Origin of the sequence: Saprospira grandis str. Lewin (assembly GCF_000250635.1) — a bacterium.
Classification (GTDB): domain Bacteria; phylum Bacteroidota; class Bacteroidia; order Chitinophagales; family Saprospiraceae; genus Saprospira; species Saprospira grandis.
Window position 1 is genome coordinate 2186140 of sequence record NC_016940.1, and the last position, 24066, is coordinate 2210205.

At 47.9% G+C, this 24066-nt stretch carries 18 protein-coding genes; 2 read left to right on the forward strand and 16 right to left on the reverse strand.

The genetic code is table 11. The annotated features are described in order from the left end of the window. The first annotated feature begins 68 nt into the window (after window positions 1–68). A complete protein-coding gene (locus tag SGRA_RS09820; protein ID WP_015692517.1) occupies window positions 69–5225 on the forward strand; it encodes a contractile injection system tape measure protein in 5157 nt (1718 codons plus the stop codon). A gap of 526 nt (window positions 5226–5751) precedes the next feature. On the opposite strand, the gene rlmB is transcribed toward SGRA_RS09820, so the two are convergent. The 16 genes from rlmB to gltX all read right to left on the reverse strand — a co-directional run bounded on the left by rlmB (window position 5752) and on the right by gltX (window position 22254). Further along, window positions 5752–6510 (reverse strand): 23S rRNA (guanosine(2251)-2'-O)-methyltransferase RlmB, encoded by a 759-nt coding sequence (gene rlmB, locus SGRA_RS09830; RefSeq protein ID WP_041329601.1) that lies wholly within the window; start codon window positions 6508–6510, stop codon window positions 5752–5754. A gap of 14 nt (window positions 6511–6524) precedes the next feature. Continuing rightward, a complete protein-coding gene (gene gldD / locus SGRA_RS09835; protein ID WP_015692520.1) occupies window positions 6525–7142 on the reverse strand; it encodes a gliding motility lipoprotein GldD in 618 nt (205 codons plus the stop codon). Between the two features lie 15 nt (window positions 7143–7157). Next, complete coding sequence (gldE, locus tag SGRA_RS09840) at window positions 7158–8525, reverse strand: gliding motility-associated protein GldE (protein ID WP_041329898.1); 1368 nt, start codon at window positions 8523–8525, stop codon at window positions 7158–7160. A 248-nt stretch (window positions 8526–8773) separates the two neighbouring features. Beyond that, the gene (locus SGRA_RS09845; protein WP_015692522.1) at window positions 8774–9262 is read right to left on the reverse strand and encodes a single-stranded DNA-binding protein; all 489 of its coding nucleotides are present in this window, start codon (window positions 9260–9262) and stop codon (window positions 8774–8776) included. An 81-nt stretch (window positions 9263–9343) separates the two neighbouring features. After that, window positions 9344–10411, reverse strand: coding sequence for an A/G-specific adenine glycosylase (mutY, locus tag SGRA_RS09850; protein ID WP_041329900.1), 1068 nt, complete (start codon window positions 10409–10411; stop codon window positions 9344–9346). A gap of 745 nt (window positions 10412–11156) precedes the next feature. Further along, window positions 11157–12635, reverse strand: coding sequence for a DUF2341 domain-containing protein (locus SGRA_RS09855; protein WP_015692524.1), 1479 nt, complete (start codon window positions 12633–12635; stop codon window positions 11157–11159). 108 nt (window positions 12636–12743) lie between these two features. Then, window positions 12744–13748: a leucine-rich repeat domain-containing protein gene (locus tag SGRA_RS09860; RefSeq protein ID WP_015692525.1), complete on the reverse strand. Its 1005-nt coding sequence runs from the start codon at window positions 13746–13748 to the stop codon at window positions 12744–12746. Between the two features lie 8 nt (window positions 13749–13756). Beyond that, window positions 13757–14272, reverse strand: a complete 516-nt coding sequence (locus tag SGRA_RS09865) for a hypothetical protein (protein ID WP_015692526.1) — start codon at window positions 14270–14272, stop codon at window positions 13757–13759. 152 nt (window positions 14273–14424) lie between these two features. Continuing rightward, window positions 14425–15624 (reverse strand): DUF3570 domain-containing protein, encoded by a 1200-nt coding sequence (locus SGRA_RS09870; RefSeq protein ID WP_015692527.1) that lies wholly within the window; start codon window positions 15622–15624, stop codon window positions 14425–14427. Between the two features lie 209 nt (window positions 15625–15833). Further along, window positions 15834–16046: a DUF4266 domain-containing protein gene (locus SGRA_RS20190; protein ID WP_015692528.1), complete on the reverse strand. Its 213-nt coding sequence runs from the start codon at window positions 16044–16046 to the stop codon at window positions 15834–15836. After that, entirely contained in the window at window positions 16036–17019 is a 984-nt protein-coding gene (locus SGRA_RS09880) for an FAD:protein FMN transferase (RefSeq protein WP_015692529.1), read from the reverse strand. Before SGRA_RS09880 ends, SGRA_RS20190 begins: the two co-directional genes overlap by 11 nt. A gap of 268 nt (window positions 17020–17287) precedes the next feature. Further along, on the reverse strand, window positions 17288–17713 hold the full coding sequence (locus SGRA_RS09890; RefSeq protein WP_015692531.1) for a thioredoxin family protein: 426 nt from the start codon (window positions 17711–17713) through the stop codon (window positions 17288–17290). A 10-nt stretch (window positions 17714–17723) separates the two neighbouring features. Beyond that, on the reverse strand, window positions 17724–18137 hold the full coding sequence (locus SGRA_RS09895) for a QcrA and Rieske domain-containing protein (RefSeq protein WP_015692532.1): 414 nt from the start codon (window positions 18135–18137) through the stop codon (window positions 17724–17726). A 460-nt stretch (window positions 18138–18597) separates the two neighbouring features. Continuing rightward, on the reverse strand, window positions 18598–19866 hold the full coding sequence (locus SGRA_RS09900; RefSeq protein ID WP_015692533.1) for a tetratricopeptide repeat protein: 1269 nt from the start codon (window positions 19864–19866) through the stop codon (window positions 18598–18600). 142 nt (window positions 19867–20008) lie between these two features. Next, window positions 20009–20425, reverse strand: a complete 417-nt coding sequence (locus SGRA_RS09905; RefSeq protein WP_015692534.1) for a TraR/DksA family transcriptional regulator — start codon at window positions 20423–20425, stop codon at window positions 20009–20011. A 296-nt stretch (window positions 20426–20721) separates the two neighbouring features. Continuing rightward, window positions 20722–22254 carry a glutamate--tRNA ligase gene (gene gltX, locus SGRA_RS09910; RefSeq protein ID WP_015692536.1) on the reverse strand — a complete coding sequence of 511 codons (1533 nt, stop codon included), beginning with the start codon at window positions 22252–22254 and terminating at the stop codon, window positions 20722–20724. A 477-nt stretch (window positions 22255–22731) separates the two neighbouring features. On the opposite strand from gltX, the gene SGRA_RS09915 reads away from it, so the two are divergent. Further along, entirely contained in the window at window positions 22732–23826 is a 1095-nt protein-coding gene (locus SGRA_RS09915) for an endonuclease/exonuclease/phosphatase family protein (protein WP_015692537.1), read from the forward strand. Window positions 23827–24066: the final 240 nt, after the last annotated feature.

Genomic DNA, 24066 nt, shown 5'->3' on the forward strand with positions numbered 1-24066 from the left:
ATCTCTTCTGTATCTTTAGAGGCTCAACGGCAAAAGAGCGCTTTAACGAAAATCTGAAAAAGAGAGCCTTGAAAAATCGCGAACAGCAACATATTATCGAAACCCAAAACCTCAATATTGAGGTGAAGGGCTACTTGGACGACTATCAACTTCGATTGGTGCAAACAACGCTCATTCATCTGTTTAAGAATGAGTTGGGGAATTATTTGGACCGCCTTTTTAGCGAGATGGTCCCCCCAGATGTGCATCTGGTCATTGATCGTTTAGATATTGATTTACCCCCCATTGATTTGCGTGGAGCCGAGGCCGTTAAGGATTTTCGACCTGCCGTAGAACGCTATTTTAAAAAAGTGGCCCGAGAAACGGTCCAAAAAACAATTATTAAAAGCTCAGGCGGCCGATTTGAACAAGAAGGAACTCGTGTTCGAGTCAGTAAATGGACTCTCTTTAAGGATTTTTTGGAAAAAGGCCATTATCCCAGTTGGGCCGGCCCCAAAAACCTGCCCATTAGCTCGGTGATTGAGGAGCTCATGAGAAAGTCGCCCAGCAAAATGGCCGAACTGCTCTTGGATATTGGCCGCAGAAATCCCCAATTGGCCAACCGCCTGATTTTTCAGTTTAGCCCCCGACAACTAGAGCAAATGCTCCAACTCATTTATCAGCAGTCGGGCCCCAATATGCTTCGCCAACTTCAGCTTATCCTAAAGCGATTGGGCCAAAGATATCGAGCCCTGCGCGGACAGCGATCGGTCCAAAAAGCCGCCTATACCGTCGCCTTTGAGTACATTTTTGAAAAAGTGCGCTCTGGGCGGAAATTTGTGTATAAGGAGCAAGAATTGGTGCAAAAAATTGTGGAACGCATCCAGAAAAATTATCAACATGTCTCGGCCCAAGAGTTGGGCGAACTGGATAGTGGGGTGCGCCAAGAACATAGCCAAAATTATGGCGATTTGGACCTACTAGAGTATTTTCTGCAGTATGGTTCTATTCCCTATTGGGCCAAAACCGATAGTCTGGCTTCTATGCGCCAACTCTTTGATCGCCTGATCCATAAACGACTTAGCGCCCTACAACGACTGATTATTCGCCAAAAAGATGCCCCCAATTTTTGGCAACGCCTCTTTTTGCAGTTTGAAGAAGAACAACTCTTGCAGTTGCTAGAACCACTAACAGAGGACCGTATGCGAATGGTCCGCAGCCTGCTAGAACAGTTTCATCATTGGGGCCAAAAGGAGGGCATTAGCCGCCACCGCCTAGCTCCAGCCCTTATGGGCCAACTCTTTGAACAGCTCTTGCTGAACCGCTCGAGCTTCTCGGAAAAAACATTGATTGAAGCCTTTCTGAAGGAGGCAAGCCAACTCTCTACAAAAACAAAGAATAAGGAAGATTTGGCCCAAGCACTTTTTAAGGTGTTGGAGCAGGAAAATAATGAGCGCTTCGATCTCTCTCGCCAAGAGTTGCTCAAGCAGCTCGGGCAAATGCTGCCCAAAACACAGGCTGCTGCCCATAGCGAATTGCTCAAAGAGGAACAATTAAAGCGTAGAAGTTTGGCCGTAGAATTAGCCCTACAGGCCCTAGAGGAAGAGTTGGCTCAGGAGGATCTAGACCAAGAGCAAATGGCCCGCCTCCAAAAGAAAAAAGGCCGCTTGCAACGCCAAGAACGACAGTTGCAAAGAGAACTGCAAGCCATTTCTGGCCTGGCCCCTAGCTCTATTCGTGCCCTTTTGGACCGAAAAAAATGGCTGAAAAAACGCCTCATCCAATTAGAAAAAGAACTAAAGGCCGAGGATAAACGCATTAAGGCCGAGGATAAAGCAGCCGAAAAAGAACGTAAGGCCAAACAAGATGAGGCCCGCCAACTTCGCCGTATTATTCGCAATATGCGCCGAGAAACAAAGGCGATTGCCCGAGAGTTGGGCAAATCTTATAAAAAGGTGGATAAAGAAGACCGCTCGGCCCTTCGAGAGCTAAAATTAGAGTATGCCGCAGCGGTTTCAGACCTCTATAATGAGCGCTCAGAATTGCAACTGCAGTTGGGCCAATTGGAAGAGCTTTTTGCCTTAGGCGAACTGAGTAGAGCCGAAAAAAATCAATTGCAAAGCCAAATTCGCCTGCTCAACCGCCAGCTCAAGCAGCTCGACCGAGAGCTGCAGCAACTGGACCAAATGCTGGCCCGAGTCAATGCCGATTTGCGCAAGCTCGAACAAGATGAAACAGCCGAAGAACCTAGCGCTAGCTCCCAAATCGATTTTCTGGTTTTTTTCCTTCAGTATGGCTCTATTCCTTGGTGGGCCGAAGAATACCGAGACTACTCGATTGAGGCGATCTTTAAGCAGTTTGCCGAAAAAGAGGCAGATAAATTGCGCAAGGCGGTGGCGCGCCTGGGCAAAAACCCCATCGTTTGGCAACGGATGGTCAACCAACTTTCAGAGGAAGTCTTGGAGCTGGTCCTGATTGCGCTCTTTCCCCGCTTTGCGGGTTTTGCCATTTCTACGGCCATTATGCTAGAGAAAATTAAGGCGGCTCAGGTCTTTGATAAAATTAAGTCGATTTCGCTTAAGGACTTTAAGTGGAATAAAATTCTGGAGTATCTGTTTCTCCACCCTAGCCAAAGCAATCCCCAGCAATTTCTTAAGGATTTGGCCCTAGAACTTGGCCGAAGTTATGAGATTTCGCCCCGAGAGTTATTGATGTACATGACCAATCTCTCGCATAATAATCCCGAAACTCGCTTGGCCTATTTTGCCGATGTAATTGGCGATTTAGGGGAGGACCCCAGCATTTTGGCCGCCGAAGAAGCATTGGTCCAAGAGCTATTGCTTCGCCAGCGCCAAGCCGATGGCCTCATCCTGAGCCTAGAGAAGAAAAAAGAGGCCTTAGAGCAGTATTTGCTCAAAGGCTTGTTTACCGAAGCCGCTATTCGGGCCAAAACAGATACCCTAGCGGGAATGGAGGCGATCATCAAAGAACTATTGGTCCAGGATCGGCAGTTTTTGCGCAAACTCTTGTTCGATGCCATTGGCCGAGCGCCCGCTAGAGAGCGTCTAGTGACCAATTTTGACAATAAAATATTTTGGGAGTTGGTCCTTTTGCTGAACAAATCAGCCATGCCGCTCACTCAAAATTATGTGCAGGAGCTAGGCCGTGCCCTCAATGACCAAAAACTGTTTATGGTTAAGGATACGGTATATCGCTATCTGCTAGAGCTGAGCCAAGGCGGACAGTTCTCGGTCCGCAGTCTGGTCCAACAACTGCTCAAGGCCATTAGCCGAAATACCCAGCGAGACCCCATGCTCTTGCTCAATGATTGGAAGGCCAAATTGCGGAACTTGCCCGCTCAACGCTCGGGCTTAGTTTTGCAGCTTTTGGAAACCGAAATTGCGCTTTTACGGGCGCAAAGACGCTCGACTGAAGACCCGAGTTTGTTAGAAAGTTTGGCCCAGCAATTAGGAAGTTTAGAGCTAGAACAACAGCATTTTAGCCGCCAGCTTTTGCAGGTCCTCAACCGAGAAAGATTAGAAAAAGAAGGCCTAGAAATCGTTCCAGAGGATCTAGAAGAGCTGTATAGCCGCCTAGATGCCATCGAAAAGGAAATTGAGGAGCTGAAAAGCGATATCGATGAGGCCCAAGCCATGCAGAAGATTTTGCGCTGGCGCCGCATTGCCGAGCTAGAGGCCCAACGCAATTTGTTGAGGCAAGAAGAGCCCTTTGCTATCCGTCAGCTACAACAAGATATGCTGAACCTCAAGGCCGAAATGGAGCGCTTAGATGCCCGCATAAATCGACTCGGAGATTATGCTAAACAAGGCCTTTCTGCAGAGGAGATCAGAGCTGAAATTGCTCAGTTAGAGCAGCAGCGCCGCGCTTTGCAAGAACGCTTTAAGGAGCTGCAAGACCAAGGTAAAGATGCCACCAAAGAGGAGCTGGACCTGATTCGCCTGCGCCAAGAATTAGAGCGACTCCAAAGAGATTTGGAGAGTGAATTAGAGGCTTTGCCCGAGCCAGAATTACTCGAAAGGATGTTGGTGGATGAATGGGAACAACCCCATCTCCCCATAGAGGAAATTCGCCAAGCGCCAGAGGTGCAGGAGTTTTTGAGCTATTTGATGGAGCTGCCCTGGAAACAGGCCGAGGCCGACCGGATTCGCCAGCGCTATTTGCAAGAACTTCAAGACCATTGGGAGGATTTGGCCCAAGGCTTTCAGGCTAATCGAGAATTATTGGAGCTTTTGCGCTCTAAAATGCGGCAGCTCTTGCTGCCTAGCTTGCAGCGAATGAGCCAAAAACGCCTAGATTGGCGCCGAGAAATTGAGGCCTTGCCCGATATGGATAGCGCCAAAAAATGGGAACAACGCCTGAGCGGAAGAGAGGAAGAACAAATTGAGTGGTTGGAACGCCTAGAAGCCGAGCAATGGGATGACCAAATGGCCAAGGAATTGGCCAGCCTACGCAAAAAGGTTCGCATTTATTTCCGGAAAATGCGCCTGATGTTCCGCCGCCAATTACGCAAACTCGCCCAGGCCGAAGCCGCCCGCCTAAAAGAAATACAAAGGGCCCAAGAGGAGGAAGAAAAACGCCTAGAAGCCGAGCGCATCAAGCGAATCAATGAGTTGAAACGCTTGGAAAAAGCACCAGAGCTGGAAGCCGCAGAGGAGGAAACAAAGGTTAAACCCAAAAAGGAACAACCCAAGCCCGCCGATCCCCCCGTAGATGAACCTCTTTATATCCGAAATGCCGGATTGGTCCTTTTACAGCCCTATTATACCCGCCTTTTTATGGCCCTAAAAATGGTCAGTAAAGGCAAGTTTGTCAATGAGGAAGCCCAAATTAGGGCGACGCATATGCTACAATATATTGCTACTCGGCAAACGGAAACCCCTGAAAATGAACTGGTCCTGAATAAAATTATGTGCGGCCTGCCGCTCTCCACCCCAGTCCCTATGGATGTGGGCCTGACGGAGCAAGAGCTGGGCACCTGTGATAGCCTTTTGCAAGGGGCAATCAATAACTGGAGCCGCATGCGGACCATGACGCCAGACGCTCTGCGGGGTACCTTCCTCATCCGAGATGGAAATATCAAGGAGGAGGCCGACCGCTGGAAACTCAAGGTGGAAAAAGGCTCTTTTGATATGCTTTTGCGCACCCTGCCCTGGGGCTTTACTTTTGTCCGTTATGGCTGGTTGCCCAAGTTTATTGCCGTAGAATGGGATATTCCGGGTACCTAATATTGGGGGCTTCCCGCAGCCCTTTTATTTGGGGCTGCGGGCGCTATGCTGCGGGGCTCGCAGGTCTGCTCGGCCCTTCATTTTTTTCGCTGCGCTCAAAAAACTCGGTCTGGCCTGACGGCCACCCGCTCCGCAGCGCTAAGCCATTTTGGCCCAAGGGCCAAGGCGGCTTCGCCGCCCCAACTAGCCGCATTTATTTGGGCCAAAGGCCCTTTCTCTGCCCGATTAGGGCAGCTTTTTTGGCCTAGCGATGTGGAGCAGTGGCCCAGAGGGCCAGACCAAGGCGGCTTTGCCGCCGCAGGGCCGAGCGAGTAGCGAGCTGCGCAACGTAGCGCCGACGAGCGAAGCGAGGCGGAGGCCCCAAAATAGCAGCGAGCTGCGGAACGACAACAAGAACTTTAGTTCGCAGTTCGACGACCGAAGGGAGTAACCGCCGCAAGGCGAAGCCGCAGCGGAGGCCCCAAAAAACAAAATGCCCATTCCACAAAAGCGGGAATAGGCATTTTAGGTATAGTGCAAAACGAGATTACTTTTGTTGGCGCATGATTTCGTAGAGCGTAATGCCCGTGGCCACCGAAACATTAAAAGAGTCGGTTTGGCCACGCATAGGCAAAAGGAAATGCTCATCAACCTTCTCGAGCAAAACGCGATTGACGCCCTTATGCTCATCGCCCATAATGAGGGCTAGGGGGAGATTGAGTTCTAGATCATAAAGCATTTTTTTGCCCTCTAGGTCGGCGGCAATCAGTTGCAGGCCATTCATTTGAAGGTATTCGGCCGTTTGGATCAGGCTATTTACTCGGCAGACGGGCAAATGATTGAGTGCGCCAGCAGAGCTCTTCATGGCCGAATCGTTAATTTGGGCCGAGCCTTTTTTTGGAATAATCAGGGCATCGGCTCCGGCGGCTTCTGCAGAGCGGGCGATAGCGCCAATATTGCGGACATCCGTCACGCCATCTAGCAAAACAAAAAGCGGGTGCTTGCCTTTTTCATAGGCCAATAAGAGCAAATCTTCTACCTGATAATAGGGGATAGGAGAGAGCAGGGCCACCACCCCTTGGTGGTTTTTGCGTGTATAATTATTGAGGCGTTCTTTGGGGACCGTTTGCAGGGGGACGTCTAGTTCCTTACAAGCCTTGCGCAAATCCTTTTCGAAAGGGCCACGGACATTAGCGGCCAGGATAATTTTTTCAAAATTGCGTTTAGCTTCAAGGGCGTCCATTACAGGATGACGGCCGAAAATCATTTCTTGATCGGGCGTCTTTTTTGGTCTGCGGTGCTGCATGAAAAGCGATTAGATTATTGAGAATTGGCCCATTTAAAGCTATTGATCATTCCCATAACATCCGTTTTGACAAAGTCAATAACAGGGGCCATAGAGTCAGCTTCTGGGCGGGTATTAAAATAGAGAGAGGCCCGAACAGCATGTTGGCTACTATCGGTGAGTAGGAGCTGAAAGGGCGAGGCCACATGGCCTTCAATGTTAAATAAAACGCCATAGACCTTATCTTCTGGGCGGTTGATGACATAATCATCGAGGCTAGCGGCCTTGGCAGTATGCTCTTCGGCTAGGCGATAAGCATCGCTATACATTTTATAGAGTTCCTCTTCAATAGGGCCTTTAGAAAGGTCGGTATAGGTGAAGTGTAGGCGGCCATTTAGGCTTTTAAAATTGAGGTCGAACCAGCAGGGGTGAAGTGCTTGGCGGTTGCCCAAGGTAGTATCTTGGACAAACTCCATATAGTCGGGATAATCAAAATGGAAGGCACAGAAATTTGTATCTAATGCCTGGTAGTTGCGCTCTGGATAAACGACCTTAGGGTAAATGCGTTTTTTGGGAATATACACCTCTTCTTCTTGGCAAGAAAGCAAAGAAAGACAGAGACCCAAAAAGAGCCAAAAGAAAGAAGTCTTCATAAAGAATAGTCATTTTTAGGCCAAAACCTGCTCGCCGGCACTCTCTGCCAAAGTGACCTTAATGGTCTCTATACGGCGTTTTGTGGTGCTAAGGACCTGAAACTTGATCCCTTGAAAGAGCAGTTGGCTATTTTTCTTGGGCATACTTCCATGAATCATCAAAAGTAGGCCAGCTAGCGTTTCTGCAGAAGAGCGAGCTTCTTCAAAAAGTTCGGGCTCAATATCCATAATTTTGCAAGCTTCTTGGATAGAAGTCTTGGCCTCAAAAATATAGATATGCTCGCTTATTTTGGTGTAACCTTGCGATTCGGGCTCGTCAAATTCATCATTGATTTCGCCCACAATTTCTTCTAGAACATCCTCTAAGGTAACAATTCCCGAGCTGCCCCCATATTCATCAACCACAATGGCCATATGCGTCCGACGATGCTGAAACTCATTAAATAAGTCGTCGATTTTTTTGTTCTCTGGGATAAAAAAAGCCGGGCGGATCAAGCTGTGCCAGTCAAAGCTGTCATCTTTATCAAAGTGCTCTATCAAGTCTTTTGTATGCACAATCCCCAACACCTTATCAAAGGTTTCTTCATAAACGGGAATTCTAGAGTAGTTGGAGTTTTGCAAAACGGCCAAGAGCTCACTAAAGTTGATGCTGCTATCTACAGCTTCTACATCTACTCGGGCACACATAATGTTTTTGACCGTCGTATTGCCAAATTTAACAATCCCCTTGAGAATGTCAATGTCTTGCTCGGCATATTTGGTATCGCCTACGGTAAGCTCAATGGCTTGTTCAATGTCTTTATCGGTCACGACATTCATGCCCGAATGCTTGGCCAAACGGCGCTCAATAATGCGGGTGGCATTAACCAAAACCCAACTTAGCGGCCAAAATAAACGACGCAAGAGGAGTAGGGGCTGGGCCATCAATTTGCTTAGCCGCATGTTGTTGCTGGTCGCATAAACCTTGGGCGCTACCTCTCCAAATAAAACCAATAAAAAGGTAACAAGCACCACGGTTACCAAAAAAGATAACCAAGCTGGAGTGCTTTCTGGAAGCAACTGCGCAAAAAGAAAATTGGAGGTGAGAATAATGCCAATATTGACAAAATTATTGCTGATCAGAATCGTAGACAATAAATAATGAGGCTTCTCCAAAAGACGTAGAATACGCCCTCTTGGTCCACCCTTATTTACCGCCTGCTTCTGCAATTCTTCAATATCATTATGCGTAATAGAAAAAAAAGCGACTTCCGAGCCAGATAGCAAGGCCGAACAGGCTAAAAGAAGAATAATGCTGCCGAGAGAAATCCATGTGGCGGGCCCCAAATCAGTTAAAAATAAAAAGCTGAGGCCCAGTTCGGATGGAATAAGGTCTGTGTCCAAAATAATACGCTTAGATGAAGAATATAAGGGCGCTGCCCCCAAAGAGCAACTACTCAAAACCCTCTTTTAGAATGCTATTCTACTAGAGGCTTTAGCCAATATACTAAGTAGTTAGCTAATATAGAACTATCTGCTATTTATTTCAAGAGCAGATAAATAAATGAAGGCCAAGAAGAAAAAAAAGCCCCAAAAAGAAAGGACCAATAGCCCGCAGGCTATTGGTCCTTTTAAACTCCAAAAACTAAGGTCTAGAAGGGAAGATCATCTGCATCACCTTCACTATCATAGCTTTCTTTTTGTGTCGTATCTCCTCCAGAGTTAGTTGAGCCGCTAGCTGTGGGCTGCTGCTTTTCTCCATTCATATCTACAGGCTCTTCAGGGGGAGGGGGGCTGGTATATCCTCCTCCGCTGTTCTCGCGTTTTTCTAAAGAACGGAAAAGATTAGCCGCAATTTCTGTCATATAACGAGTATTTCCATTTTCATCCTCCCAGCTACGGCTTGTAATTTTGCCTTCCACATAAACGAGGCTTCCTTTTTTGAGCTGCTGAGCCGCACGCTCGGCCGCTTGGCGCCAAATAATGATATTGTGCCATTCCGTTTTGGTCTGCCACTCCCCATTCACTTGGTAGTTTTCATTGGTGGCCATCGTAAAACGAGTGTAAACAGCGCCACTAGGCAATGTTTTCATTTCTGGGTCCTTCCCCAGATTTCCAATTAAGGTCACTTTGTTGATCATAGTCTATAAATATTTAGTATATCTAAGTTTTACAAATGTAGGCCTAATTTTTTGGATTCGCAACTGTTATTAAAGTTTTTATTAAAAAAAGGCCAATTGTTTTTTCTCCCAATATTGGGCAATGAGCCGAGGCAGGGGGTAGTTGGGCCAGCTTTGGGCATCTACTAGCTCCCAATCTGCCGCTAGGGCCTGAGCTAAAGGCTGTTTGGGCCAAAGAAAACGAGCAATAATTTTCTGATGAGAGAGCTGCTGTTGTTCTTGGCCAGAAATTAAGGCCCAGTCTTGCTCTTCTAGCTCCCAATGCGCCCAAAGTGTTTTTAGTTCGCTGGTTTTTAGGGGCTTGTCGAGCTCTATCATCGGAAATTCATATAAGCCCTGCCAAATGTCTTTTTCTTGCCGCTTCCTGAGGTAGTAGGCCCCGCTAGGGCTCTGCCAAATGAAGTAGTAAAAATAACGCTTTTTGATCTTTAGTTTTTTGCCTTTTTTGGGCAGTTCTAGCTGCTGTTTGTTGGCTTTGGCTTGGCAGTTTTTGGCCAAGGGACAGTCTCCACAACTAGGGTTCTTGGGCCGACAATGCAGGGCCCCAAAATCCATCATGGCTTGGTTGTAATTGGCCGGATCGTCTTCCCATAAAAGGGCCTGCGCTTTGGCCTTAAACCACTTTTTGCCCGCACTGCTGTCTATGGGCAATGCTTGCCCAAAATACCGACTCAATACCCGATATACATTGCCATCCACTACTGCATAGGGCAAGTCATAGGCAAAAGAGGCTATGGCCGCCGCCGTGTATTCGCCCACGCCTTTTAGGTCCAAAATAGCCTTGTAGTTGTCTGGAAAAACACCGCCATATTCTGCCACTATTCGCTTTGCCGTCGCCTGAAGGTTTCTGGCCCGAGCATAATAACCCAAGCCCTGCCAAAGTTTCATCAGCTTCTGCTCTTCAGTCTCCGCCAGTTCTTTTATGCTCGGATAGGCCGCTATAAATCGCTCATAATAGGGTAGGCCCTGCTCCAAACGAGTTTGCTGCATGATGATTTCCGCCAACCAGATTTTATAGGGATCTTGGCCCTCTTTCCAAGGCAAATAACGCCCCTCCCGCTGCTCAAACCATTGCCTCAGCTGCTTTGAAAAGTAAAGGTCTATATCCATTTTGCTTTCCTTTTTTTCAAAGGTACAATTTTTTTTGGGGGCCTCCTGCCTGCGGCAGGCGCTACGTTTCGCAGCTCGCAAGTCTGCTCGGCCCTGCGGCCTGACGGCCTTGGTCTGCGGCTGCGCCGCACTGCTCCACATCGCTAGGCCGCTCAACAGTTATCTTTTAGCTAAACTTCCCGCTTCGGCCCCTTAAAAAGGTCCAATTGTTACCAATAAGTTAAAGTACTGACTTAATGAACTTGTTTCTAAAGGCTAATGAGCTAGCTTTTTGTTAGCTCGAGCTAGGACTTAAGTAGCTCGACCTAAGGTTTTGTTAGCTCGAGCTAGGACTTTATTAGCTCGACCTAAGGTTTTGTTAGCTCGAGCTAGGACTTAAGTAGCTCGACCTAAGGTTTTGTTAGCTCGAGCTAGGACTTAAGTAGCTCGACCTAAGGTTTTGTTAGCTCGAGCTAGGACTTGAGTAGCTCGACCTAGGGTTTTGCTTGCTCGAGCTAGGACTTAAGTAGCTCGACCTAAGGTTTTGTTAGCTCAAGCTAGGACTTGAGTAGCTCGACCTAAGGTTTTGCTTGCTCAAGCTAGGGTTTTATGCGTCTAGAGGCGGCGAAGCCGCCGGCTGAGGGATGGATAAGGGTGGCCCGAAGGGCCAGACCAAGGGCGAAATAAAATGAGCCCGCAGGGCCGAGCAGCCCTGCGAGCCCTGACACAGCCCGACCCGGCCAAAGGCCGGGGCAGCCCCAAATCATTATAATTTTACTACAGGAAGAAGTTGGTAAACTCCATTTTCCCCCTCAATCAATAGGCGATATTGCCCCGCAGGCCAGGGACTCAAATCATATTCTAACCTTTGATTTTGGCTGAACTCTAGCTTATTTTGCTCTAGCAATTGGCCCAAATTATTGTAGAGTTTGAGCGTATAGCGGCCAGCCGGCCATGCCGCCTGAATAGAGATATTTGCAGGGCTAGGGTTGGGCCAGCACTGAATGTTGCCCCAGACTAGCTCCGCTTTTTGTTGGACCAAAATAGGCGAGTAGTACCATTGGCCATTTCTGCTTTGCCAAGCCAAACGGAAGTAGCGCTCTCCTTGAACATTGGGCGAAAATTGCTGGGGAAAATCTGGAGCAGCCCATTGGGCCAAGGGGCTAAAATCTATCCCATTAGGACTAATTTCTAGTTGTAAATTAGCCAGCTCATCTAAACTAGAAAAAGCCCAGACGAGCTGCTGCTCCTCCCAGCGGAAAAAGCGAAGTTGATCTTCAGAAAGGAGGGTCTCTTCTAGGGTGTAACTGGGTTCTAGTTCAATAAACTGCCCCACCGCCATATAATCAAAAAAGTAATCTCGACCCCCACGAAGGGCAATGCGGTCCACGCCACAATAGGTATTATCAATGCGGTCTTCTAGGCCAATACTGACCTTATCATTATTAAAAAGCTCGGCTTGAATACGGCCAGTGCTACAATCTCTACGGATTTCTGTGCGGTACCAAACCCCTCTAGGTTGGTTTAGTGTGGGACCAGTGGCATTGGAGGCCGTTCCTGCATTTCTGCGTTCAATACCAAACTCAGAAGAGCCCGTTACATCGGCATTTCGGCGGAGGCTATAGCCATTGAAGCTGGCATTTTCTAGGCCGTAGCGGTTCCAGTTGCAATCGGGGAAATTGCTGGCTCGAATTTCTCGGCCAATAAAGCGATAATTATTGAGGCTACTGCCAATAGCCTTCCAGCCTCCCTGAGGGTCACAGGCGGCTGTTTTTCGGAGAACGACATTGGGGGCAAAAGTGCTTGCATCCTGCTGGATCTGCCCGCCCGAAATGCTGTTCCAGCCCGAAAAGCTGCTAAAGTCATCAAAGAAAATAAAGGTGGCTGCTCCATTACTCGCTGAACTAGCACTAGGGTTATCGTAGTAGGCATAAATATCTGTGCTGCCATTGGCGGCCAAGTTGGGCAATTCTACCCAGACCACCGCGCCAGAGGCATTCTGAAAGGTTTCTATCCAAAAATCAATAAGCGTAGTCCCATCTTGAGTAGTAAAACGAAGGTCGTTAAACTGTGGATCCATGCCCGTTTGATAGAGCAGGTCGATACGGATTTGGTAACTGTTAAGAGCATTGCCTGAGTTTTCTTGGATAGCAATGCGCTGCCGCTGGTTCCAGCCTGTTAGCCATTGGGCCGATAAAGAAGAACTGAATAAAAGGAGTAGTAGGGTAAATGGAATAAATCGCATACATTTTAGGTTTGTGATAAAGAAAATCGTACTTGTCTTGTCACAAAGCTATAAAAATGTGTGGATTATATTTAGTGGCTTAAAGTAAATTAAGGTTTAGTTTAAATCTTAAAAGTCCCAAATAACCTCCTCTATTGTTCCTATTGCGGCCTGGATTTTAGCCTGCCATTGTTGTTCGTCATGGGGTTGGATGCCCGTACCAAATAGGGACAGCGCCCGCAGATTTTTCCAGCCCGCCAAGTTTTTAGGCAAGCCGTTTAGGGGCGTATCATTGAGGTTGAGGGCCTGTAGTTGGGGGAGCTCGCAAAGAAATTCGGGCAGTTGGCCAAGACGATAGAGCCCCACCAAATGTAGGCTATGCAGTTGGGGCAATTGGCCCAAACTGGGCGGTAGTTCTTCTAGAGGCGCCTCTCTGAGGGCCAGAAAATGAAGGTTTTGGAGTTGGCCAATCTCTTGGGGCAAGAGCTGCAAGCCTGCCCCCTGTAAAATGAGGCGCTCCAAATTGCGCAGCTCAAAAATGACCATGGGAAAGCCATCGAGGCTATCCAACTGAATAAATAGGCCCTTGAGCGCTTGTAGTTGGGCCAAACTAGCGGGAAGTTTAGAGGCCCGCTGAAAAGAAATAGATAGCTCTTCTAGTTGGCTCAGCCGCTCTATGCGCTCGGGCAAGCGGATGAGGAGGTTGTTTTCTAGATGAAGAGCCTTAATTTGTTTGAGCGACCAAAAATGCTCGGGTAGTTGGACCAATTGATTATGGGCCAAGTTAAAGGTTTCGGCTTGCTGAAAATGCAGCAAAAAGAGCGGGAACTTCCGCAACTTATTGCGGCTAATATCTACCGATTTGGCCAAAGGGGCCAGGGCCAGTAAGCAATCGGGCAGCTCAAAGAGGCCCAAACCCGATAATTGCAGGCCCTTTTCTCGAATCTGATCAAAGAGCTTGGGAAAACTATAGAGGGCCCGATATTGCTCTTCATAAAAGGCAAGGCAATCTTGCAGTTGCTGAAAACGGGGCCGAAGGTCTTTGCCTTCTCCCTTGGCTAGCAAAAGGGCCAATTCCATGTTTTCGGCCTGCCCCGAATACAAGAGGGCTTCTATGTTTTCCCAATCACTCATCTCATTCTCTATTTTTCTGCGCTAGGGCGCTGTTCAATGGCTTTGTACATGTCCATAATGGCCTCTTGGCTATATTGGGTAACGGTGCTAGAGGTCATGCGAAACTGTTGGTCGCCTTGAATATATAGGTACTCAAAGTTGTAGAATTTGGTGCTGTCGCCTTCGTATTGCATACTAAAGACGTAGCCGTTATCGTCTTCGCTGATGATTTCAAAGCCTTTTTTGCTGGCCTTGGTCTCTTCTTTTTGTTCTTCCTTTAGGGTTTTCACATCTTCGGTTTCGGCCCCTTGGCCATAGAGATAGACCTGAAACTCTTCTCCTTGCATCGTAATTTCATGGGGCAAAATTCCACCCGTCACTTTATTGATCTTGAGGCCTTCTGGTCCACGCACTTTGAGCATGACGCCAAAAGGAGCCAAATCATATTCTTTGGTAAATTTTTCTTCTGGGGCAGTTTCTCCACCACAGGCTGTCAGTACCGCTAGGCCTAAAAAAAGGAGGGCGGCATAAAGGCTATTTTTCATTGAGATTTTATGTTTGTTTCTAATAAATAAAAGGACCTTTAAAGGTAGAAAAAAAGCCGCTCTTAGTAAACCTAAGAACGGCATAATTAGATCACGGCCTTTAGTCGTCTAGCATAGAAGAGGCTTCCTCTTTTATGAGGCTAAATTATTTTTTATTCTAAACTAAAGGCAAGATGCAAGGAAGCAATAAAGGCTTCTAGGCCCGTGCTTCTTTGGTAGTAGGCCAATCTGGCCGAAATAGATTTGAAGAGGACCACTCTTTTGCTTTTCAAAAAGCTCTTACTACGCAGTAGTCCAAAAGCAGGCGCATAACGAAATCCCAAACCAAATTGCTGAGAATGAAAGGCCGATAGATCATAATCAGAGGTGTAGAAGCTCGAGTTGACGCTATGCTCGGCAAAGGGCGCAAAATAATCGGAGGCCGTTTGCTGATGGTAGCGATAAAAGGCTTGTACATTAAAGTTGGGATGCAGCTGAATGGGCAATTCTAGCTCTGCCGTATGCCCTTCTACCCCAAAGTCATCCCAGTAGTAGCGGTAAAAGCTGCGCAGAATGAAGTAGTCGTTGAGGTAGTAATGCAGACGAATACTCGCCGGGATTTTGCTCCGCATTTCAGGCAAACGCTCAATGTCCAAACTCAAATCATCAAAAAATACTCGATGAAAAGGTGTAGACAGTAGGCCCGCCATCCGAATGTATTCTACATTAGCAATGGCCTGCAAACTGGGCGTGATCATCTGGCTGTAGGCCAAAGAAAAACTCAAACTCTGCCGGTCCGAGCGTCCCGCATCTACAAATCCCCGAAGCTCTCGGGGGTAAATTAACTTCCAGTTATCCTGAAAAAGCCCAAAGTTGAAGGCCAGCTGGCTGTTGCCCGCATAAAAGTCTTTTTTGATGCCCAAATTGGCCGAAACTGACTGGTAGTCGTACTCTGTCGAAAAGCCCCCACCAACAGAGAGTTCTACTCCCTGCCGCAACAATTTATGCTGATAACTCAATTGCCCATAGGCCCGAAGATCCTGGGCCGAAGCCGAAGAGGGGTTGTTGTCAATTTCATCCGTAGAGGCCGAGCTATAGCTATCTGCCCCAGCCTGTAACTGAATCGCCTTATTTTTATCTAAAGGGACATATAATTGCACTTTATTGGCCACATCTTGCAGCTTTTCGGTCCCCTGACCGCCCTGCACGGCCCCATTTTGCCCATCTTGCTGGTAGTAGCTGCTGAGCAAATCAGCGGTAATGGCTCGACTATTCGCCGGGATTTTATAGCTGCTGTCTTGTGCCGCTTGCTGCGCCCAACTACTAGCCGCTATGGACCAAAATACTAGGCCCAATAGGTATGTTTTTTTCATCTTTTCATTTTTATTCTGCCAAATATTATGATTTGGGGCTGCCCCTTCCTTCGGTCGGGTCGGGCTGTTTCGCAGCTCGCTATTCGCTCGGCCCTGCGCAAAATTCGCTTCGCTCATTTTGCTGGGTCTGGCGCTTCGCGCCACTGCTGTCCATCCCTCAGCCGACGGCCCTGCGGGCCTTTTCAGGCGGCTTCGCCGCCTTTTTGACCTTAATTGCAGCCGCAGCCGCCTCCCGTTTTTCCCGAGTTGGCCCCAGAGGCCCCCTCTCGATAAGATTGGAAGTTGGTCTCAAAGCTTTGCTCTTTCTTGGGCGAAAGCTCCATCTGGGCTTGCCGCAATCGCATTTGCTGATAAGCTTTTACCGATTGGCAGCTGCTGAAGAGCCCCGCCAAGGCCAGCAAAAGAAGAAGTTTATTTCTCATCTCTTTTGATTTCAATATTTTTAGAACAGCGATAGCTATTATCGCTCAACCAAATGAAGGCTTCTATTTGCTCCAGTTGGTCAATCAGCGCCAGCCCTTTGTCTGGCCCCAAAACAAAAAGGGCAGTGGCCAAAGCATCGGCCAATTCTGCCGAGGGACAAAGGACCGAGGCCGACTGAATGCCCTGCGTGGGCAGGCCCGTTTTGGGGTTAATAATATGCGCATAGCGCCGCCCTTGGTAATAGAAGAATTTCTCATAATCGCCAGAGCTCACTAGGGCCTGCCCATTTAGCTGAAGGTAGCCCAAGGGCGGCGCTTGTTTGTCTGGCGAAAGAATCTGAATGTTCCATCCTGCTTTTCCGGGAGGTTGCCCCCAGCAGTTGAGGTCGCCACTGGCATTGACCAAGCCGGCCGTTACTCCGGGCATCTTTTGCATTAGGGCTTTGGCCCTATCGGCTGCATAGCCCTTGCCTAGGCCCCCAAAGCCAATTTGCATGAGGGAGTCGGGCAAAAAGACCGTTTGGGCCAGCTCATCTACTTGGATGTTTTGCCAATTGGCGGAGCTTGCTTTGGGCGGTGTTTTGGGCCATTTTTCCAAAGTTTGTCCCTCAAATTGCCAGGGCGAATTTTTTGGGGCAAAACTAATATCAAAAGCCCCATCTGTTAGGGCCGAGATCTTTTTGGCTCTTTGGATCAGGGCCAAAAGCTCTGTGGGTACCCGAACGGCCTGCTGTCCTGCCTGTGCATTGATTTGGCTAGTGGCCGAATTGGGCTGCCAAGAAGAAATCAGCGCCTCGATGCGCTGCATCTCGGCTATGCCAGCAGCCAGGGCCGCTTGGGCCTCTTCCTCTTCTTGGGCAAAAACCTTGACCTCAAACCAGCAGCCCATCAGTTGAAATTGCTTTTGGGCCAATTTCTGGGCAGAAAGCGGCCAGCTAGCAAAAAGCAAAAAGAACAAAAAATAAAGTCGCATAAGCAGAGTGATTTTTGCGTCTAGAAGCGGGCAAAGCCCGCTGGCCTAGCGATGTGAAGCAGTGGCCGTCAGGCCAGACCCAGGCGGCAAAGCCGCCGCAGGGCCGAGCGAAGAGCGAGCTGCGCAACGTAGCGCCTGCCGAAGGCAGGAGGCCCCAAAACAGCAGCGAGCTGCGGAACGACAACAAGGTCTTTAGTCCGTCTTCGACGACTGAAAGGAGTAACCGCCTGCCGAAGGCAGGAGGCCCCAAAACAGCGGGATAGAAAACTTAGGGCAGTAACTTCTTCAGTTCCTCGATAAAGAAATCGGGGCCTTCATGATGGTACTTAATCTCGCCCAAAACATCGCCTTGAGCGGAGAGCAGGACCACGGTAGGAAACTGCGCAAAGGGGTTATACTTTTCGGCTAGGGCCTCATTTTCGGCACGGACCTCCTTGCCCTGTAGTTTTTTATTTTTTCGGCGGACCGGGAAGTCGAGATAGAGATAAGTAAACTCCTTATTGGCGAGTTGGAGAAAGGCCTCTTGGCTGAGGACCTCTTTATGTAGGCGTTTGCAGGGGGCGCACCAATCGGAGCCAGAAAAAACCAATAAAATGGGTTGTTCTTTGGCTTTGGCTTCCTCGAAACGCTTTAATTCTTGGGCCCAGCTACTGCTTGCAAACAGCAGGGCGAGGCAAACAAATAGATACTTCATTGGGGGGGATTTAAGAGAACACCCGGAGCATTTGTCCGTTGAGTTCGGTTTGATAAATTGTGAGATTGCGGCTAGCTTCACTGTTTAGGCCTTGGCCGGAGAGGTCGAAGCGGGCGCCATGTTGGCCACAAAACCATTCATTATTTTGCAGGCTAACTTCGTAGAAGCCCTCATGGCTACAGCGTTGGGTAGCGGCCACATAATTGCCGTTATCGTCCTTGGCCACCACTACGCGATCCTTGATAATATAGCCACCATTTTGTTGGAGATTATCATAAGTGGGATCGGAAAGGTCGATGGTAAAATCTACATCTTCGGTAGGGGCAAAGTCTTCATCATCTTTGCTACAGCCGCCAAAGCAGCCAGCGGTAAGGGCGAAAAGGGCGCCAGCGCCTAGGGTTTTCAAAAACTCTTTACGTTGCATAGAAATATATTTATGGATAAGAAAATGAATTGGGGAGTGCTATACTAAGTACGCAAAAACAGGCCTAAAGGCTTAGATTCGAGCATTTAGGGCATAAAAAACCCGCTAGCTGTTCATTTACAGTAGCGGCGATCTAGACCTAAAAAAATAGGCTTGGCAAAGGCTGGTCAGGGCCCTATTGCAGGGCTGCAGGCTTTACCTATCCATAAATAGGGGGAGCTCGGCCAGCTTGAGGGCTAGCGAGCAGGCGCATTAGAGTAAAGGCGCAATTGGGCCAAAAACTTGGCTAAGAGGGCCTGTTGTACTGTAGTGGGAGCGACAAAAAGCGGTTATTGTTGTTGCTTTTTTGCTAGATAGTAAACTACATAAAGCATTTTAGGCGTCCTAATAGCCACTAATAAACAGTTTTCCTCGAAAAGAATAGTGATTGATGGACAAAGCTTAAAAAGCTAACAGATTTTTAAAAATCGCTAGCGGCGCCACCGGCAGAAAAGTCATCATCATCATCTTCTTCCTCTGTTTCCTCAAAATTTTCTGGATGATTATAATAATCTAGAAAATGTTCATCCATATCATCTAGATGTTCATGATCGGAGGGGGGATTGAGTCTTTCGATTTCTTCTTCTAGTTGGAAGAGGCGTTCGCTGGGGCTTTCCTCCCAATCTAGGCGATAGATATACTCTTGTAGGCGGAGTTTTGGGGCGTAGAGGAGGCGGTTTTGGCCTTTTTGGAGTAGTTCGATAGCTTGGGGCAGGGTTTGCAGTTCGTCGGCTAGGAGTTGGGCAAAATAGAGGATATGTTGTTCTGCGTTTAGGCCATTATCCCAGGCGCCTTGAAAATAGTCTTTGGCTAGTTGGGGGTCGCCAAGATATTGCCAGACGATCCTTGCTTTTTCGGCTAAAAGGAGGGGCGACTCCCAATTTTCGGGGCTCAGGAATTGCATAGCTTCTTGGACCTCCTCTTTTTCTAGGGCCATTTGGGCCATTAGAAAATGGGCTGCTTCATTTTGGGATTGCATAGAAAGGGCGATATCGATAAACTGCTTGGCGCGTTCTTTTTCTCCTGATTGCGCATAATTTTGGGCCAGGGCCACATAATATTCGGCTTCATAGGGAGATTCCTCAACGCATTGGTTGAGGCTATCAATAGCGCCTTGAAAATCTTCTAATTGATATTGCAATTGGGCCAGGTTTCTCCAGAGCAGCAATGACTTAGGAAAATGCTTAAGGCCCTCTTCATAGCATTCTAGGGCTTGTTCTTCACTTTCTATTTGCGCATAGCGTTTGGCTTGAAGCAGAACCGCCGTTTCATTTTCATAGAGTTGAGCGCCTAGTAATTGCAGGAGCTCCTCGGCTAGGTCGGGTTGCTTAAGGAGCAGAAAAAGCTCTTGGGCTTTTTGGACCAGTTGTTTGCGAAAGTTGGGCAACTCTTGAAAAAAGGGGGTAAAGAGCTCTTGATTTTGCATAAAGCGCTCAAAGAGGGGCAATAGTTGTTCGTTTTCATTGAGCTCTTGCTCAAAAAAGGCTAGGGCCTGCCAGTAGAGTTGAGCTTCGGCAGAGCTATGTATCAGCTCTTCAATTTGCTCTTCTTCTTCATGGCTCAGTTTATAAAGGGCCAAAAAAGCCATAAAGTAAGGACTTTGGCTGTTGGGCCAGGGGGCAGTTTGGTCTTGCAGTAGGGCCTGAGCATAGAGACGTTCGTCTTGGCTAAGGCGGCTCCAGATGGACATATAGAATAGTTTAAAAAGGCTAAAGGCCTTTATTAGCGGTAGGAGGACAAATTTACGCTTTTCAAAGCAAACAATAGGGAATAAAAAAGCGCTAGTTCCTTTTTCAAGAAAACTAGCGCAACAGTCGAAACAAAACGGCTATCTAAGAGCGGCGAATCACCTTGCGGGGCTTGTCGCCTTTTTCTTTTTGCTTACCCTCTACCGTTTTGGTAGCATGAGGCACTAGCGCCAAGCGCTCTTTGCTAATGAGTTTGCCCGTAATGGTACAAACGCCATAGGTTTTGTTATTGATACGGATGAGCGCATGCTCTAAGTCGCGAACAAAACGTTGCTGTCTAGCCGCCAACTTATTGAGATGCTCTCTTTGCCAATTCGAGGCGCCATCGTCAAAGGTGCCCGCTCGGTTTTCATCGCCGCTGTTGTTGAGTTCAGTTAACTGAACTTTCAGCTCCTCGAGTTGCTGTTTAGCTTCCTCGAGCTTTTTTTCAATGACCACCTTAAATTCAGCGAGGTCCTCATCGCTATAGCGATTCTTGGCTACATTTTCTTGTTTGCTCATAAGCGCAGGATTTAATAACGTAAATTTGGGATATGGGATAGTTTGGGGGATTGGGTTCTTAACTTATATTAAGTCCCAAAAGTTTAACTAAATACGCCTTTATAGGACTAAAAGTTGGATTTTTGCCGCATTTTTTAGCTTTTGCCGCATATACTCCTTTAACTTTTGCGAAATTTAATGCTTTTAAGTTATAACTGCCAGCTTTAGCCATTAAAAATTTTGTTTCTTTTTAAGGTGTTAAGCTTAATCTTCTCTTTACAAAAAAAGCGTTAGCTGCAGGCAGCTAACGCTTTTCTCTATTGAGCGTCACAAAAAGCCATAAAGGCCTGAATGCGATTTTTGTTTTCTTCGGCGCCTAATAGGGCGGCCATTTCAAATACGTCTGGGCCTTTCATCGTTCCCGATAGGGCAAAACGAAGGAAGGGCAGTAGGTCGCCAAAGCCTAGGCTGTTGGCTTCCATAAAGCTCGTAATTGCAGTTTTGATGCCAGCCGCATCAGAGGCTGTAAGCAGTTCGGGCAATTGAGCAAATAACTCGGCCCGCTCTGCGGTCCATTTTTTAAGGACCTTTTTCTTGAGGTTTTTGGCCTCATTGGCCAAGGTCTCTTCATAGTTGGGGGCCGCAAAAAAGTATTGCCCCACTACAGGCATTTCACTAAGGAAATATACCCGCTCTTTGAGCATGCCCGCTACGGCTTCCAAATAGGCTAGACTATAGTCTTTTCCCTGACTGGATAGGATGCGCTGTAGTTCTTCGGCAAGGACTTTATTTTCTGTTGCTATTAGGTATTGTTGGCTAAACCAACGGGCTTTCTCAAAATCAAAACGAGCTCCACTTTTACTAACTTTCTCAATATCAAAGGCTTCTACTAGCTCTTCCAAACTGAACATCTCGCGATCTCCCTCAGGGTGCCAACCCAATAAGGCCAAAAAGTTGAGCACAGGAGCAGGCGCAAAGCCCCACTCTCTAAATCCTTTGATTTTTTCTTGGCCCTCTTGCTCAAAGTCAAGGGGAAAAACGGGCATCTCAAATTTAGCCGCATCCCGCTTGCTGAGCTTTCCATTGCCCTTGGGCTTGAGAATTAACGGAAGATGCGCAAAGGCCGGGCGACTCTCCTCCCAACCCAAATAACGATAGAGCATAACGTGCAAGGGCGTGCTGGGCAACCACTCTTCTCCCCGAACAACATGGCTGATTTTCATCAAGTAATCATCCACAATGTTGGCCAAATGATAGGTGGGCATTTGCTCGCTCCCTTTATACAAGACTTTATCATCCATGTCGCGGCTGTTGTAACGCACAACGCCCCGAATCATATCTTCAAAAACGATTTCTTCTTCCGCAGGCAACAAAATCCGAACAACATAGTCGCCACTAGCCACAAGTTGGTCCACTTCTTCTTGCGATAGGGTCAAAGAGTTGCGCAGTTTCATCCGACTCTCTGCCCCGTATTTAAAGTTTGGCTCTTCTTTGCGAATGGCATCCAGCTCTTCTGCCGTATCAAAGGCATAATAGGCATAGCCGCTGTCCAACAGTTGCTGCGCATATTTTGCATAGATCGCTTTGCGGTCAGATTGGCGATAAGGACCATATTCTCCACCTTCCACAACTCCCTCATCGGGCGTCAAACCCAACCAAGCCAAGGCTTCATTGATGTAGTCTTCAGCTTCGGCCACAAAACGCTTGCGGTCGGTGTCCTCAATCCGCAAAATGAATGTTCCACCCATTTTTTTGGCAAAGAGATAATTGTATAAGGCGGTGCGCACGCCCCCAATATGAAGGGCTCCGGTGGGACTAGGTGCAAAACGCAGTCGTACTTGCTGAGACATCATGGCTTTTTTACTATTTTGCTAAATCTGAAAAGACTATTGTTTTGGGGCCTCCCGTAATTGTTGCGGGCGCTTACTCCCTTCGGTCGTCGAACGGCGGCCTAAAGGCCTTGTTGTCGTTCGGCAGTTCGCTATCAAGGGGCCTCCCGCCTTCGGCGGGCGCTACGTTCGGCAGCTCGCTGTTCGCTCGGCCCTGCGGCGGCTTTGCCGCCTGGGTCTGGCCTTCGGCCACTGCCTTCCATCGCTAGGCCGTTGCTGGCTTCGCCAGCTTAGGGCCGTTCCTTTTGCTTTTCGGGGGCAAAGATAGGCTTTTTCAAAAACTTCTCTCTCTTCCTCAAACTTTTATCTCCCTATGCTTCAAGATTCTTCCAATTTTTTTGTTTGGCCTATTTTAAATAGTGGTCACAAATAAGCTGAGTAGCCCTTTCGTTCAGCCTTAAAAAAGTTTGTTATGATCTCTTTGATATTTCTGCTAAGATGAAAATCGTTCGCTATTTGCGGGCCTTATCGGTCCGTCTTTTATTGTTGCTAAATTTGCCTTTTAGTTTGCTGCTTTTGCTTTCTTATTTAGCCCCAATTATTCCCCCTACTAGCAATAGTTATTTGGCTATTTTGGCCTTGGGGTTTCCTTTTTTGCTCTTGGCTAATTTTGTTTGGGCGCTCTTTTGGCTTTTTCGGCGAAAGCGCTTGTTTTATTTGCCTGCCATTTGCATGTTGTTGGGCTTTCCTTATTTCTCTCAGACTTATGGGCTGCGTTTTTCGGCCCAGCGGGCTGCGCCCGCCGGCTTTCGGATGATGAGCTATAATATGCGTTATTTTAACACGGGTTTATACCGAAAGGATGCGGATTTACTGCGGGAGCAAAATCGCTTTTTGGCCTATCTCAAAAAGGAGAATCCGCATATTTTAGCGGCTCAGGAGTGCTCGGGTAGGGGAGTGGCTTCTACGCAGCGGTTTAAGGATAGTTTGCTTCAAATGGGCCTGTCTTATCAGCATTTGGGAGGCGGAAGCAGCCTGGGCATTTTTAGCCGTTATCCCTTAATCAATTTGGGCCAAATACGTTTTGAGGGCTCGCATAATGGGGCCATTTTCGCCGATGTTGTTGGTCCAAAAGATACCTTTAGGTTGTATGCCGTGCATTTGCAGTCTACCCGTTTGGGCCAAGATGCGGGAGAGGTCCTAAAAAAAGAGAACCTAAAATCATTAAACGATAAGAAGACCCAAGATACTTATTATCGCATTGGCTCTAAGTTGAGCAATGCCTTTGAGTTGAGAGCTATTCAGGCCCAAGCCATTGTGAAGCATGCTACTGCTTCGCCGCATCCTGTTTTTATTATGGGCGATTTTAATGACACGCCTCTTTCTTATAGTTATCGTTTGTTGGCCAAGGGAAGAAAAGACAGTTTTATAGAGCAGGGCAGTGGTTTGGGGGCCAGTTATGCGGGGGGCTTGCCTGGCTTGCGGATCGACTATATTTTATTGCCCAAAAGCTGTAAGGCCTATAATCATCGTTTGCAGGCCGAGGCGATATCTGATCATCGGGCAGTGATTTCGGATTGTGAGTGCCCCTAGCTGCTTTTTGGTCCAGCAAGGCGGCGAAGCCGCCGCAAGGCGCGCAGCGCCTCGGCTGAGGGATGGACAGCAGTGGCCGCAGGCCAGACCCAGTTTTTTTGAGCGCAGCGAAAAAAAACGCAGGGCCGAGCAGACCTGCGAGCTGCGACAACCAGCCCCTATAGGGGCGCCAGTTCGACGACCAACGGGAGTACACAGCCCGACCCGCCTGAAGGGCGGGGCAGCCCCAAAAAATAAAAA